The sequence below is a fragment of the Klebsiella terrigena genome, assembly GCF_006539725.1.
GTDB lineage: Bacteria > Pseudomonadota > Gammaproteobacteria > Enterobacterales > Enterobacteriaceae > Klebsiella > Klebsiella terrigena.
In genome coordinates, this window is the sequence record NZ_BJNO01000001.1 from 276,068 (window position 1) to 291,759 (window position 15,692).

Consider the following 15,692-nt stretch of genomic DNA (forward strand, 5'->3'; position numbering starts at 1 on the left):
GATGAACTCATTTTATAATTTTTTGGTTGGCATCATTGAAAAACGGCTTGCGCCGATGGCCGGTGTTATTGCTCAGCAACGATATGTCCTGGCAATACGTGATGGATTCATCGCCGCGCTGCCGTTTATGATTGTTGGCAGCTTTATGCTTGTTTTTATCTTTCCGCCAATATCAAGTAATACCACTTTTCAATTTGCGAAAGCCTGGCTGAATTTTTCTGCAAACTATCGCGAACAGTTGATGTTACCGTTTAATATGAGTATGGGGTTAATGACCATATTTATTTCAGTCGGGGTAGGGGCAAGTTTAGGAAAACAATACTCTTTAGATCCTATAACAACGGGTCTTCTTTCGCTGATGTCGTTTATGCTGGTTGCTGCCGACCTTAAGAACGGCGCCCTGTCAATGCAGTATTTTTCTGGTCAAGGTATCTTCACCGCGTTGCTTTGTTCAATATACGCGACAGAGGTCTATCGTTGGCTGAAAAAACGGAATATCACAATTAAATTACCGGAGCAGGTGCCGCCTGGTGTTTCCCGGTCGTTTGAGGTGCTGATCCCGGTCATTGTTATTATGATTACCTTACATCCTCTGAATCTTTTCATTGAGCATGCTACAGGTATGATTTTACCTGAAGCTATTATGGCGATGCTTAAGCCCTTAGTCGCGGCATCGGATAGCCTTTTAGCGGTAATTCTGGCCGTGCTGTTGTGCCAAATCCTGTGGTTCGCGGGTATACATGGGACGATGATTGTTACCGGGATCATGAACCCTTTCTGGATGGCGAACCTTGCGTCTAACCAGGCCGCATTGGCAGCTGGAGAAGCGATCCCGCATACTTTTGTACAAGGCTTCTGGGATCATTTCCTGTTTATTGGAGGAGTGGGTTCAACCTTACCATTGGCAATTCTGCTGATCAGAAGTAGGGCTGCTCATCTTCGGACTATCGGCCGTATGGGCTTTGTACCCGGTCTTTTCAACATCAACGAACCGATATTGTTCGGCGCGCCGATCATCATGAACCCGATTTTGTTCATTCCGTTTGTGTTTATCCCGGTGATTAACGCCATTCTTGCATGGTATGCCATCGATCTGGGGCTGGTAGAGAAAGTGGTTATGATGACCGCATGGACGACTCCCGCACCTATTGGCGCATCATGGGCGACTAACTGGGCTATTGCTCCGGTAATACTGTGCTTTATCTGTATGGCTATCGCCGCGTTAATGTATTACCCGTTCGTCAAAGCATACGAGAAAACGTTGCTGGCAGCCGATAATTCAAACGTTGAAAGTAAAAATGAAGAAAGTTTTGAATTAAAGTCAGAAAAAGTTTAATACGGTAATTTTAAATATTTTAAGTCATGAGGTGATGTATGGAATATAAATTCCCGGATGGGTTTTGGTGGGGGAGCGCTTCATCTGCGACGCAATCAGAAGGTTCGGTTGATGGCGATGGAAAAGCAAAAAACATATGGGATCATTGGTATAATCTTGAGCCGAACAGATTTCATGAGAAAATTGGACCGGCTGAAACATCCACGTTTTATAAGAATTATCATCAAGATATTCTGTTGATGAAGCGTATTGGACATAACAGTTTCCGGACATCTATCTCCTGGGCCCGATTAATGCCGGATGGCGAAAAAATCAACCGGGAAGCCGTCGAGTTTTATAATAATGTCATCGATGATTTAATCGAGAATGGCATTGAACCGATTTTCGGGCTTTTCCATTTCGACATGCCGCTATACTGGCAGGAGCGCGGAGGATGGCAAAGCAGGGAAACGGTTGCAGCCTATGAAACCTACGCCAAAGTTTGTTTTGAACTGTTTGGTGATAGAGTTAAACACTGGGTGACCTTTAATGAGCCGGTTGTCGTTGTGGAAGGAGGATATTTATACGACTTCCACTACCCGAATAATGTAAATTTCCGCAGCGCGGCGCAAGTTGCGTTTCATATCATGCTGGCACACAGTAAAGCGGTAAGAGCGTATAAAGGCATGGGGCTGTCCGGTAAAATTGGCATAGTGCTTAACCTGACGCCTTCATACCCACGGTCTAATAATGAAGAGGACTTGAAAGCATCGTTTATTGCTGACCTGTTCTTCAACCGTTCATTCCTGGAGCCAGCAATAAATGGTATCTATCCGGTCGAACTGGTAGAGATTTTAAAGACCTACGATCAGCTGCCAGAATACGAAAGTGAAGACCTGGAAATCATCCAGCAGGGTAAGGTTGACTTCCTCGGTGTCAACTATTACCAACCGCGGAGAGTCAAAGCCAGAGCAACAATGATCAATCCTGATTCACCGTTCATGCCCGATTGGTTTTTTGAAAACTATGAAATGCCTGGCCGTAAAATGAACGTATATCGTGGCTGGGAAATTTATGAAGAGGGTATTTACGATATCTTAATCAACCTGCGCGATAACTATGGAAACATCCCTTGCTATATTTCTGAAAATGGCATGGGTGTTGAGAATGAGACCCGGTTTATTGCTGATGACGGGCAGGTAAAAGATCATTACCGAATTGATTTTATTCGGGAGCATCTGAAGTGGGTGCACCGTGCTATTAGCGAAGGGTCTCAATGCCAGGGGTATCATTTATGGACCTTTATTGACAACTGGTCGTGGATGAATGCTTACAAAAACCGATATGGTTTCATTAGCCTGGACCTGGATTCTCAAGTTCGCACCGTGAAACAGAGCGGTGAATGGTTTGCAGAAGTTTCCGTGAATAATGGATTTTGATGAGGATAGTATGTTAGATACCGAAGAAGTCGTTATGGGTATTATTGTTAATGCCGGCCATTCCAGAAGTTTGTGCTATGAAGCATTAAATCATGCGAAAGCGGGTGATTTTGAGCATGCCAGCAAATTACTTGAGATGGCCGCTGAAGCGGGTAAAGAAGCGCATGCCATACAGACTAAGCTGATAGAAGAAGACGAAGGGATGGGGAAAACGACGATGACGCTTGTGATGGTACATGCGCAAGATCATCTGATGACATCTATCCTGTGTCGCGAAATGATAACTGAGCTGGTTCAGATCTATAAAAATAAATTGAATTAGCCTTGAATAAAGAAGGCGTCCTGGATTCGCTACCGCGCTCGCTCAGCAAAGAGAGCGTGACCCTATTATCCGGGGCGTCCTTCTAAAGCGGTCTACGTCATGGTTTATTTGCAGCGCTGACCTTATCCGTGAAGCGTGGGCATACGGTCAGGTGACGAAACGCCCCACCAGCATAATAAAGCCAGCCGCGATCGGTATAAAGACGCAAACGCCATATTGCCGAATTAGCGTTCTGGTTTCACTGCCCGCAGTCGGTGCCAGAAATGCCGGTTTGCGTCGCGTTTATCGCCCCGGACGGCGCATATTAAGACGGACCGGATGCCATCTGATTATTTCTGCTAACAATAGCGGTATTTACCTCGGAATAAAGGGTGATTAAACATGACATTCAAGCATGCGCTGTGCGGATGGGTACCTTCGGATTTTGACCTCTATCAGGAAACATACCTGAAGTACGGAGGCAGCGTGAATATGCACCCGGACGTTGTGCGCTTTTTTATGGATGAAAAAAAATTAACATTCGATTTCTGGCATACCGAACATAACGGGGATATCACCGCCGCGTATTTCGTGACGGATAAAAAATATCCCGGTCTGAACGTCTGGCAGGATTATCCCGTATCCTATGACGAAATCATTCTGCCCGCGGCCCCCGATCAGAAGGTGATTCTCCCGACGAAAACCAACCGACTGTCGTCGGTCCTGCAGGGGTGCGTGCGCAATTCCATTCCGGCCTTTGGCCAGGCGCCTGAGGTGTACCGAATTAAAGAGACGTTTTCGACGAAAACGACCCGGAAGCGAAATGGTGAACTGAAACGCTTTATCGCTGCAGGCGGGGAAATCCGGCCCCTGGCTGAGATGTCCGCCGGCGAGATTGCGGACCTCTACGTCGCGCTGTTCAGATCCCGGTTTGTGGATTCCGTCAGGTGCTATGACAAATTCAGGATTGAAGCGCTGTTTAGCGCGCTGCCTCAGATGGTCTCCGGGAATGCGCTCTTCTTTCACGGGGCGCCGTGTGCCCTCGATCTGATGCTCTGCGCGGACAGCCGTAGCTTTCTGTATGTTGACGTGCCGAACGGCGGATTCGATCCGCAGCTATCCTCGTTCAGTCCGGGGAGCCTGGTGATGTGGACAAATATCCTGGCGGCGCAGGAGCGGTGCCGGCGAGATAATAAGACGCTGTACTTCTCGATTGGTCGGAATGGAAAGGGCTGGGGCTATAAGCAACAATGGGCCGACCTCTTTCCGGTGAGGAAAGTCCTGATGTTATAGACACTCCATGGTTATCGTGCACGACTGGCTGCGCAAACGAACGTGATGCGGTTACGCAATGCAGCCCAGGGGCGGGCACGATAGAAATGTCGAGTGATACGTCCGGACACAGACGGGACGGTTGTATATCCACTATAGCTTTATTGCTTCGCCATCTCAGGAGCGGACGTTGTTCCTTAAGCTTCCATAACAGAAATTGGTCGCGAGCAATACAGCCTGAGCGAGTTCCCTGAAGCACTATTGAACGCCTTTATTGCTAGCAATGATGCTAGTTTGGTACGAAAGTTGCTCTTGTCTGTCAGGAATCCCGAACCGGGACAAGAGGAGTTACAATGTCAACACCTGAAATTATCTGGGAATTAAAGGATCACCAACGTTTCCCCTGGCGTTCCCCTGCCGCGACTCCGGCTATCTCCTGGCCGGAAGGGAAGCGGCTGGCACTGTATGTGGCCATCAATCTGGAACATTTTGCTTTTGGCTGTTCGGAGGGAGCGAAGCTCTCTCAGGTGGCAAACCCACTCGATATTCTTAACTACAGCTGGCGTGATTATGGCAACCGGGTCGGGGCCTGGTATCTGGCTGACCTGTTTGCCGAATTGGCCATTCCGCCGGCGGTGATCTGCAATACCTCGATTCTGGATTACTGTCCGGACCTGCTTGAACGCTGGCTTTCAATCCCAGGAAGCGAACTGATTGCTCATGGCCACACGAACTCACAACGACAGGGCGCTCTCGCCCCGGCGGATGAAGAGCGCCTGATTGGCTACTGCCAGCAGCGGCTAAGTGAACTCCAGGGTAAACCGGTTGCCGGCTGGCTTTCGCCGTGGATTTCAGAAAGCCAGCAAACGCCCGATTTTCTGCACCGGCAGGGGTTCCGCTATAACCTGAACTGGGCGCATGACGACCTGCCGACCCCGATGCAAACCGCCAGCGGTACACTGCTGTCGGTACCTTATCCGCAGGAAATCAACGATATCCCGACCATCATTCCCAATGGCGTCTCGATCGAGACCTTCTGCAGGATGATCGAAGATCAATTCAGTGAACTCTCTCAACGTAGCCGCCAGCAGCCGCAGGTAATGGGCATTGCGCTGCACCCTTATATCGTCGGCCAGCCTTTTCGCTTTTATCACCTTAAGCAGACCCTTGCGCGGCTGATCGCACAGTGTGATGACGTCTGGCTTACCACGCCGGGGGAAATCGCCGCGCGCTATCTGTCCCAGGCCTCATAAAGAAGCAGGGTCTGCACCGTAAACACATTTATTGAACCTAAGCAGTGCACTTACTCAAGGATAAACAAGATGACAACCGTACATGAACAGGCCGTATCGATAGTTAAAGCCTTCCTGGAGGCATCAATGGCGCCGGATCCTGACCGCGCCGCCGCGCTGATGGCGGAAAACGTCCAGATAACCTTTACCGGTAAGCGGCGTATGGCCCGCGTCCACGAGGTAACGGCGTTTAATGCCGACCGCTATCGTTGGGTCAAGAAGCAGCCCGGAGACTTCGAATGGATGGCAAAAGGCGACAATCATACGGTGATCTATTGCACCGGCACGCTCTATGGCTGCTGGCCTGACGGGCGTGAGTTTGCAGGAAACCGCTATCTCGACCGCTATGAAGTGCAGGGAGGGGAGATAACGATGATGGACGTCTGGAACGACAGCGCCGAATGGATCCTTGATCCTGAATTGAATCAAAAATAGACAACCTGGCATCGTTATTGCAATTGCTAGCAATGTTACTAGCAAATAATCTGAGTGGTGAATGATGAAAAAATTAGTGCTATCGCTCCTTGTGGGAAGTGTGCTCGGGCTGGTGTGTCAGCAGGCTAGTGCAGAAAATGTGGTTCGCTGGGCGACGGACGCTGATATTCCGACACTGGATCCGGATGCCTATGCCTCGACGAAGGCATTAACTTTCCAGAATCATATTTATGAAGCGCTGGTACAGCGTGATGACAATCTTAAAATTCAGCCCTGGCTGGCGACCAGCTGGCAACAAACTGACGATACGACGCTACGTTTTAAGCTGCGGGAAGGCGTCAAATTTCATAACGGCAACGACTTCACCGCCGACGATGTGGTGGCTTCAATCGCCCGCGTGACCGATCCGGCCTCGGGTATCCGTGCTAATGCATCGACAATCAAGGACGCTGTTGCGGTAGACAAATATACTGTCGATATTCATCTGGTTAAGAAAACAGGTATCGCGCTAAATGAGCTGACCGGCGTGATGATAATGGATAAGGAGTGGCTGACGGAACACAACGCCCTTAAACCCACCGACATCAGCCAGGGAACGGAAGGTTACGCCACCAACAACACTAACGGAACCGGGCCGTTTATTCTGCAAAGCCGCCAGCGCGACACCCAGATGGTGCTGGTGCGCAACCCCAACTGGTGGAATGCGGCCCATGGCGGCAACATCGATAAAATTGTGTTTAAACCGGTAACATCTGATGCCACACGCTTGTCAGGGCTGCTGGCGGGGGAATACGATCTGGTGACCTCGGTGCCGCTACAGGATATTCCACGCCTGCAGAGTAATCCGAGGATCAATATGCAGATCAGCCCCTCGCTGCGGGTGGATTATTTAAGCCTGAATATGCGCGATAATCTTAACGCTAAAAATGAAAAGGCCGGGAATCCGCTGAAAGATTTGCGCGTGCGCCAGGCGCTGCTGATGGCGATCAACCGCGAGGCGATTACTCAGAAGGTGATGCGCGGCCTGACGAAGCCAACCAATAACTATCTGGCGCCGGAGATCCCCGGATACAGCGCGGCCAGCAGCCCGGATATCCAGTACGATCCGCAAAAAGCGAAGGCGTTGCTGGCTGAAGCAGGCTACCCGAACGGCTTCAATCTGGCCTTTGATTGCCCGGAAGGAACCTATATCAATGCGGCCCAATGGTGCCAGGCCGTACAAAGCTTCTGGGCAAAAATTGGCGTGAAAACCAACCTCAACGTGCATCCGGCCAGCGTCTATGACCCGATTCTGGTCAACGGTCGCACCGACGTCGGCGTGCTGGGATGGGCGAACCTGCCGATTATGGATCCCTACAGCGTCGCGGTACAGCTGCTCCATACCAACGACGGTAAAAACTTAGGCACCTTTAATATTCCGCGCTACAGCAATAAAGACGCCGATAAGCTTATCGACCAATCGGTTGGCGAACTCGATAATACCAGGCGTATTGCTTTACTCAGCCAGGCGGTGGCGCTTGCCAATAAAGATTTGCCGTTCTTACCGATGCATTTCGAACCGGTGGTGTGGGCAATGAGTAAAAACCTACAATTAAAGCAGACGCCAGATAACGTACAGCGGCTTTGGTACGGTAGCGTTACACCATAATTTATTGTCTGCTGCCAGATTATTATTGGGGATAAACATCTTCGGGCTACCCGCGTGGGGAATACGGCGGCGTCGGTCCCCATTTATTAGTGCAGGCTTTTATTGTTGCCCGGAGGCAATATGCTGTTTTTATTGCGCAAGCTTTTTCAGGCCGCGATGTTACTGGCCGGTGTGGCGCTGATTTCTTTTATTCTGTTTCAGTATCTTGGCGACCCGGTGGCAAATATGCTGCCGGAAAGCGCCACAGAAGTGGAAAGAATGCAGCTGCGCGCCAGCCTGGGATTAAATGACCCGGTGTTTATCCAGTTTTTACATTACATTTCCCGTCTGCTGCACGGTAATTTCGGCATCTCGTACTACAACCAGGTGTCGGTATTCCAGCTGATTATGGAACGACTTCCTGCCACTCTGGAACTGGTGTTTGTCGCGGTGGTGATTTCGCTGGCCGTCGGCTTTCCGCTTGGGGTCTGGGTCGCCATCACGCGCAATAAAATCCTGCGCGAGAGTGTGCAGATCCTCTCGTTGATTGGCGTCTCACTGCCGTGGTTTCTTATCGGCATCATGCTGATTATCGTCTTTTCGGTATGGCTGGGATGGTTCCCCTCCAGCGGCCGCGGCGAAACCGTCAAGATTGGTTTCTGGTCGAGCGGTTTGCTCACCGCATCCGGATGGCGTTCCATCGTACTACCGGCGCTTTCGCTGGCTCTGTCGATGATAACCATCATTATGCGCCTGGTGCGCACGGAAATGCTGGAAGTGATGAAGGCTGATTATATTAAATTTGCCCGCGCCCGCGGCATCGAGAATTATCGCATCTGGTTTCGCCATGCGCTGCGCAACGCATTATTGCCGGTGGTTACGGTGATTGGTTTGCAAATTGGCGGGCTAATTGCATTCGCGATTGTTATTGAGACCGTCTTTCAATGGCCGGGGATGGGGCTGCTGTTAATTCAGTCCATTAACTATGTTGATGTCCCGGTGCTATCCGGATATCTGTTATTTATCGCCCTGATATTTATTGTGATTAATACCATCGTCGATCTGCTGTATTACCTGATCGACCCACGTATGCGTGCGCAATAAGGAGTTGTGATGCAACCTCGTCATTATTCAGATACGGCGGCCGGGCAAAATTTTGTCACCCGCATTGTGGCGCGCTGGCGCACATTTCTTGATAGCGATTTTTTATGGTTATTCTGGCAAAGTAAAAGTGCCGTGGTCGCTTTTACCTGCTGTGCGCTGATTCTACTCTGTTCTTTATTCAGCCACTGGATCGCGCCGCATAATGTTTTCGATACCGCTGGTTTTGATTTAATGGATTCCGAATTACCCCCCGCGTGGATGACGGGCGGCGACCCGCGCTTTTGGCTGGGCACCGATGTTCAGGGGCGAGATATTCTCTCCCTGATGCTCTATGGCCTGAATATCTCGCTGATTATCGGCGGCCTGAGCGTCCTGGCGTCCGTCGCTCTTGGCGTGGCGTTAGGGGTACTGAGCGGCTATTTCGGCGGCGTGGTGGATACGCTGATTATGCGTTTTGCCGACGCCATGCTCAGCATCCCCACCATTATGTTTACCTTGCTGGTCAGCGGCGTCGCGCGCGTCGCCATTCCGAAAGAGTATATCGGCCATTTTGCGCCGGCTATTCTGATTGGCGCCATTGCCCTGACGGGCTGGATGCAGTACGCCCGCACGGTGCGCAGCCTGACGCTGCTGGAAAAGGGCCGGGAATACGTCATGGCTTCGCAAATCAGCGGCGGTAGCCACTTGCACATCATGCTGGCGCACATTGTGCCTAACGTGATGCGCCCGGTACTGGTGATGGCGACTCTGCACCTCGGCGTCGCCATTCTCACCGAAGCCACGATGTCCTTCCTCGGCGTCGGTATGCCGCCGGACCAGCCATCGCTGGGGACGCTCATCAATGAAGGCAACCAGTATCTCTTTTCCGGGCAGTGGTGGATTGTGCTGTTCCCGGCCACGCTGTTGGTCGTTCTTTCGCTGGCGTTTAACGTGCTGGGCGACTGGCTGCTCAACGCCCTCAACCCTAAGCTGCGCTAAGAGGAAAGATGATGACGGCTTCTCTACAGGCGTTACTGGAAGTAAAAAATTTGAGCATTGAGTTCCTGCACCGCAAAGGCAACCTGCAGGCGATTCACGATTTGACGCTGACGATGCAGCCGGGTGAGATCCTCGGGATGGTCGGCGAATCAGGTGCGGGTAAATCCCTGACCGGTGCGGCTATCGCCGGGCTGTTACAAACCCCGGGGCGCATTCGGGGCGGCGAAATCTGGTTTGGCGATCGGCGTATCGATAATCTGGACGATGAAGCCCGGCGTCAGCTGCGCGGCAAAGCAATCAGCTGTATTTTCCAGGACCCGCTAACCAGCCTTAATCCGGTGCTGACCATTGGACAGCAACTCATTGAAACCATCCGTACGCATCTTCCCTTGTCGGCTAACGAAGCGCGGGAGCGGGCGGTTTCGCTGTTGACGGAAGTCGGGATTAACAGCCCGCTCCAGCGCATCGAACAGTATCCGCACCAACTCTCCGGCGGAATGCGCCAGCGGGTGGTGATTGCGCTGGCACTGTGCGTCGACCCGCAGCTGGTGATTGCCGATGAACCCACTACGGCGCTGGATGTGTCGGTGCAGGCTCAGGTGTTGGGAGTGCTGCGCCGGTTATGCGAACAGCATGGTACGGCGGTGATGCTGATCACGCATGATATGGGGGTGGTCGCGGAAGTGTGTTCAAGAGTGGCGGTGATGTACGCCGGACGCATTGTCGAAACCGGGCCAGTCGCGCAGGTTATCAGGCATCCTCAACATCCTTATACCCGCGGGTTGATTCAGTCCATTCCGTCAATGAGCGAACGGCATGAGTATCTCAAGCAAATTGATGGCGCGATGCCGCGGCTGAACGCGCTACCTCAAGGGTGCGCGTTTAACCCTCGATGTCCGCATGCCAGCGCACAATGCCGCGAACAGCAGCCTTTGATGCACCACCGACACGCGGCCCAGTTAACCTGCTTTCATCCGCAAGGAGAATCGCTATGAACGAGCCATCGGGCCTTGCCCCGGAAGTTGTGACCATCCGCGACCTGCATATTCGCTTTAATCTGGGGCGGGAGAAAAAAACGTCGCTCTTTCGCCCGGCGGCGAAAAAGGAGCTGCATGCGGTCCGCGGCATCGGCTTTACCATTCGCCAGGGAGAAACGTTCAGCATCGTAGGTGAATCGGGATGCGGTAAATCGACCGTTGCCCGCGCGCTGGCCGGGCTCTATCAGCCATCGTCCGGCGAGATAAACTACGCCTGGCGCAGTGCGCAAATATCCGGTTCAGCGGGGCAAAACGGCACGCAAATGATCTTCCAGGATCCCTATGCCAGCCTGAACCCTCGCTGGCGCATCGGTCGATCGCTGGCAGAACCGCTGCTGCTGGCGAAAAAGGTGGGCACCACCCGCCAGGCCAGAGAGTATTGCGGCGAACTGCTGGAGCAGGTCGGGCTTGCTGCCGGGGATTTGGATAAATTTCCTCATGAATTCTCCGGCGGTCAACGTCAGCGTATCTCGATTGCCCGTGCGCTGGCGACGCAACCGGGTTTTTTGATCTGCGATGAACCTACCTCGGCGCTGGATGTATCGGTTCAGGCTCAGGTGCTTAATCTGATGCGCAAGTTACAGCGAGAAAATGGGCTCACCTACTTTTTTATCAGCCACAATATGGCGGTGATCTCCCATATCTCCGATAGGGTCGGAGTCATGTATCTCGGCAGACTGGTCGAGCAGGGCAGCGTCGAGGAGATTTTCGCTCGTCCCGCGCATCCTTATACGCGGATGCTGATGGCGGCTATCCCACAGTTTGATACGCCCGCCATTGCCCGGGAACCGATTCGTGGTGAAGCGCCCAGCCCGCTGGCGCCACCGCCAGGCTGCGCATTTGCGCCGCGCTGCCCTTATGCCAAACCGCTGTGCCACCAGACGATGCCGCCGGCGCACAACCTCAGCGCTAATCATCAGCTTGAGTGCCATTTCCCGGTTGAAGTGATGGCCTGTTCCACCTCTATTCCGTTAGCGAAGGTATCGTAAATGACCGCCATTTTGCTTAAAGGCGTAACGCCTTTTGATTCCTCTTCACCCGTTGACCTGCTGCTTGAGGACGGGAAAATTGCGGCCAAAGCGCGAGCGTTGGCTCCGCCTGAGCATGCCACTGTGATTGATGGCCGTGGTTTTCAGGCCTTTCCCGGCCTGGTGGACGGTCATGCCCACCTCGATAAAACGCTCCTGGGCCGCGAGTGGTATATCAATGATGTTCCGCGCGATCTGGCGGCAATTATTGCCAACGAACGCACCTACCGCCATGAACAGGTCCCCGATGCACAGCTTCAGTCTGAGCGCATCGCCCGGCGCGGCATTGCGGCTGGCACCTCTTTTATCCGTACTCACGTGGATATTGATAATGAGATTGGGCTGGCCAATCTGGAAGGGGTGCTGGAGACGCGCCGACGCCTGGCGCAGCAGGTAGATATCGAGATTGTCGCCTTTCCACAAAGCGGTATTTTGCAAAATACCGGCAGCGAAGCCTTGCTGGAGCGGGCGCTGGAAATGGGTGCTGAGCTGATCGGCGGGTTGGACCCGTGTTCTTTTGACCGCGACCCGCAGCGCCACCTGCAGATTATTTTTGAACTGGCCAGTCGACATAATAAAAAAATCGACATTCATCTGCACGAACGCGGCGAGCTGGGCGCATTTAGCCTTGAACTGATCCTGGAATTTACCCGCCGCTATCAGAAACAGCATGCCGTGACCGTTAGCCACGGTTTTTGTCTGGGGATGCTGGATCCTGCCCGGCAGCAGCGCTTTGCCGAAGAGATGGCGGAGCTGGGCGTGAGCGTCGCGACGACCGCGCCCGCAGATATCGCCGTACCGCCGTGGGAGATCCTCGACCGTGCCGGGGTGGCAATTTGCGCAGGAAATGATGGGGTGCGCGATACCTGGAGCCCCTATGGCAACGGCGACATGATCCAGCGTGCGGTCACCATGGGCCTGCGCTATCGCTGGCGTAAAGATAGCGAAATTATGCGCGCAACGCGCACCGTCACGCACGGCGGGGCGCGAGTGATGGCGCTCGAAAACTATGGTCTTGAGCCAGGCTGCCGTGCCGATCTGGTTCTGATCCCCGGACGGAGTATGGTGGAAGCGCTGGTGGAGGTTCCGGTCGAGCGGAAGGTGTTTAAAGGCGGTGTGCTGGTGGCGAACAACGGGGAGTGCCTCTTTTAATGACTGATAAAACAACGCGCATTCGTGCCGCCTGGGTGGTGGGCTACCGCCAGGGCGACCACTGTCTGTATGCCGACGGCGAAGTGGTCTATCAGGGGGATAAAATCCTCTTTGTCGGTCACGATTATCCGGGCCATATTGATGAAGAGATTAACGCGGGTAACAGCCTGGTTGGCCCTGGTTTTATCGACCTGGATGCGCTGGGTGATTTAGATACCACCGTGCTGGCATTCGACAACCAGCCGGGCTGGCGAAAAGGGCGGATCGTTGCCGATGACTGGCTGCGGCGCGATCTTTATAGCCGGGAACAGCTCGACTTTGCCAAGCGTTATGCCTATAGCCAGCTGCTGCGTAACGGGATCACCAGTTTTGCCCCGATAACCTCGATCCTCTATCGCCAGTGGGCAGAAGACTTCGATGAATATCTCTACGCTGCGGACGTCGCGGAGTCCCTCGGCGCACGAGCCTGGCTAGGCCCGGCGTTTATGGCCGGATATTATGTTACCGACGCTTCGGGGCGCTTTAGCCGCCGCGAGGACAGAGCCCAGGCCCGCCGCGGCCTGGATGACGCGCAGCGCTTTTTCCAGCGTCTGCGACAGCGCGGTGTGCCGACGCTAAGCGGGATGCTGGCGCCGGACAGAATTGAAGGCGGCGATCCGCAGTGGCTCGCCGAACTGGCCGCGTTGGTGGCGGAGCTGGCCTGTCCAACCCGCTTGCACTGTTGCCAGAGCGAGCTGGAGATCGGCGAAATCGCCCGTCGTTATAATGGCAAGAGTTCGCTGGAGGTGCTTGAAGACGTCGGGCTGCTAAACCGGCGGATGCTGCTACCGCATGGCCAGTTTCTGGGCGGCGAGCGGCCTGACCCGCAGCGAATAGCGCAGGATATCGATCGCCTTGCGCGTTCCGGGGCGACGGTGGTCTCCTGTCCGATGGTGTCCGGTCGTCACGCGAAATATCTCGAACAGTATCCACAGCTCAGGGCTGCAGGCGTCAATATGGCGCTCGGTACCGATACCTTCCCGCCGGATATGTTCAGCAATATGCATCTGGGCACGATCCTTACCCGGGTAGTGACCGGCGATATCGCCGCCGCCAGCAGCGCGGATTATTACCGCATGGCCACCCTCGGCGGGGCGAAGGCGCTGGGGCGCGACGATTTGGGGCGACTCGCAGCGGGCTGCCAGGCGGATATGATCGTGGTGAGCCTTAATCAACCTGCGCTGGGGCAGATATTCGACCCTATCACCGCGCTGGTGCTCAGCGGCAACGGACGCGATGTCACCGGTACTATCGTTGCCGGGCGTAAGGTCTACTGGGAAGGACGCATGGTACAGGCCGGTTATGACCTCGCGGAACTGCACGCAGAGTCGCAGAACGTGTTCGCCCATATTCTGCGCAGCTATCCGGAACGCACGGTTAATCATCCTCCGCTCGCAGAGATTGTGCCTTCCTCTTTTCCACTCTGTAGTCGGGGAAACGCCGATGAGTGAACGCTATTTGTTGACTAACGTCCGCCTGGAGCAGGGGTTCATTCGCCGACAGGGCGTGGTGCAGGGAACCGAGTGTGCGGAGTTTACCCTCGATATTGTGGACGGCAGAATTAGCGCTATCTACGCCGGTACCCAGCGTCTGCCTGGCGTCGCCTGGCTAGATGCCGGGGGATATCTGATGCTCCCGGCCACCCGCGACGAGCATATTCATCTGGATAAAACCTTTTACGGCGGTCCCTGGCGTGCGGCGCGGGAGAGCGGGGCACAGGACATCTTTGGGATGATCGTCCTTGAACAGGAGATTCTGCCCACGCTGCTGCCGACCTCGGTGCAGCGCACGCACGCGCTATTGCAGCTGGTGCAGCAGCAGGGAACGACGTACGTTCGCAGCCATTGTAATATCGAGCCGGTAAGCGGTCTGCAAAGCCTGCTGCATTTGCTGGAGGCCCTGGCGCCCTGGCGGGAGAAGCTCCAGTGTGAGATCGTGGCTTTTCCGCAGCACGGACTGCTGCGCTCGGGTTCGCTGTCGCTGATGCGTGAAGCCCTGGCGCTGGGCTGTGAGTGGGTCGGCGGCCTGGATCCGTCAAAAGTGGACGGTGATATGGTCCGTTCGCTGGAAGCGACGCTGGAACTGGCCGTCGAAGCAGGAAAGGGCATTGATTACCATCTGCATGAGGATAAATCCACCGGTATTGCCTGTATCCGCTATTTACTGGATGCGCTGGAACGGGAGCCGGCGCTGCGCGGGAAGCTGACGTTGAGTCACGCCTACTGTCTGGCGCAAATCGAACCAGCGGAGCTGAGCGAGCTGGCGGGGCAGATGGCAGAGCTTGGGGTATCGCTGGCCTCCTGTCTGCCGTTAGGCAAGGGCGTCATGCCGCTACCGTATTTACGCGAACGCGGCGTGCGGTTGCTAAGCGGTACCGACAGCGTTATCGATCACTGGTCGCCGTTTGGCTCCGCCAGTATGCTGGATAAAGCGCACGACTGGGCGCGGCTCTATACGCGCGGTAGCGAGTTTGAGCTGAGTCGGGCGCTGGCCATCGCCACCGGGAATTGCCTGCCACTCACAGACAGTGGCGACAGGGCCTGGCCGAAAGTGAACGATGAGGCCAGTTTTATCTTGCTGAATGCAGCCTGTTCGGCACAAGTAGTTGCGCGTTTGACTGCCGTTGAGGCAGTCTATTTTCGTGGGAAAAGGGTCTGGACCAGAGAATAAATC

The 15,692-nt window shown here is 54.0% G+C and carries 14 protein-coding genes; all 14 read left to right on the top strand.

Features of this window, described 5'->3' with window-relative positions; all coding sequences use genetic code 11:
• The first annotated feature begins 1 nt into the window (after position 1).
• The 14 genes from RTE01_RS01270 (at position 2) to RTE01_RS01335 (ending at position 15,689) form a co-directional block, all read left to right on the top strand.
• Positions 2-1,336 carry a PTS sugar transporter subunit IIC gene (locus RTE01_RS01270; RefSeq protein ID WP_041145509.1) on the top strand — a complete coding sequence of 445 codons (1,335 nt, stop codon included), beginning with the start codon at positions 2-4 and terminating at the stop codon, positions 1,334-1,336.
• A 38-nt stretch (positions 1,337-1,374) separates the two neighbouring features.
• Entirely contained in the window at positions 1,375-2,754 is a 1,380-nt protein-coding gene (locus RTE01_RS01275) for a glycoside hydrolase family 1 protein (protein ID WP_141334578.1), read from the top strand.
• Between the two features lie 10 nt (positions 2,755-2,764).
• Positions 2,765-3,076 carry a PTS lactose/cellobiose transporter subunit IIA gene (locus RTE01_RS01280; protein WP_041145511.1) on the top strand — a complete coding sequence of 104 codons (312 nt, stop codon included), beginning with the start codon at positions 2,765-2,767 and terminating at the stop codon, positions 3,074-3,076.
• A gap of 381 nt (positions 3,077-3,457) precedes the next feature.
• Positions 3,458-4,348 (top strand): GNAT family protein, encoded by an 891-nt coding sequence (locus RTE01_RS01285; protein ID WP_134525945.1) that lies wholly within the window; start codon positions 3,458-3,460, stop codon positions 4,346-4,348.
• Between the two features lie 332 nt (positions 4,349-4,680).
• Complete coding sequence (locus RTE01_RS01290; RefSeq protein WP_141334580.1) at positions 4,681-5,580, top strand: polysaccharide deacetylase family protein; 900 nt, start codon at positions 4,681-4,683, stop codon at positions 5,578-5,580.
• Positions 5,581-5,649: 69 nt separating this feature from the next.
• Entirely contained in the window at positions 5,650-6,054 is a 405-nt protein-coding gene (locus RTE01_RS01295; protein ID WP_134525947.1) for a nuclear transport factor 2-like protein, read from the top strand.
• A 64-nt stretch (positions 6,055-6,118) separates the two neighbouring features.
• Entirely contained in the window at positions 6,119-7,702 is a 1,584-nt protein-coding gene (locus RTE01_RS01300; RefSeq protein WP_041145515.1) for an ABC transporter substrate-binding protein, read from the top strand.
• 120 nt (positions 7,703-7,822) lie between these two features.
• Positions 7,823-8,785 carry an ABC transporter permease gene (locus RTE01_RS01305; protein ID WP_041145516.1) on the top strand — a complete coding sequence of 321 codons (963 nt, stop codon included), beginning with the start codon at positions 7,823-7,825 and terminating at the stop codon, positions 8,783-8,785.
• A 9-nt stretch (positions 8,786-8,794) separates the two neighbouring features.
• Entirely contained in the window at positions 8,795-9,763 is a 969-nt protein-coding gene (locus tag RTE01_RS01310; RefSeq protein WP_041145517.1) for an ABC transporter permease, read from the top strand.
• A gap of 11 nt (positions 9,764-9,774) precedes the next feature.
• Positions 9,775-10,758, top strand: coding sequence for an ABC transporter ATP-binding protein (locus tag RTE01_RS01315; protein ID WP_134528482.1), 984 nt, complete (start codon positions 9,775-9,777; stop codon positions 10,756-10,758).
• Positions 10,755-11,789, top strand: coding sequence for an ABC transporter ATP-binding protein (locus RTE01_RS01320; protein WP_041145519.1), 1,035 nt, complete (start codon positions 10,755-10,757; stop codon positions 11,787-11,789). Before RTE01_RS01315 ends, RTE01_RS01320 begins: the two co-directional genes overlap by 4 nt.
• A complete protein-coding gene (locus RTE01_RS01325) occupies positions 11,790-12,980 on the top strand; it encodes an amidohydrolase family protein (RefSeq protein WP_141334582.1) in 1,191 nt (396 codons plus the stop codon).
• The gene (locus RTE01_RS01330) at positions 12,980-14,470 is read left to right on the top strand and encodes a chlorohydrolase family protein (protein WP_076947107.1); all 1,491 of its coding nucleotides are present in this window, start codon (positions 12,980-12,982) and stop codon (positions 14,468-14,470) included. The genes RTE01_RS01325 and RTE01_RS01330 overlap by 1 nt, the downstream gene beginning before the upstream one ends.
• On the top strand, positions 14,463-15,689 hold the full coding sequence (locus RTE01_RS01335) for an amidohydrolase (RefSeq protein WP_134525950.1): 1,227 nt from the start codon (positions 14,463-14,465) through the stop codon (positions 15,687-15,689). Before RTE01_RS01330 ends, RTE01_RS01335 begins: the two co-directional genes overlap by 8 nt.
• The last annotated feature ends 3 nt before the right edge of the window (positions 15,690-15,692 follow it).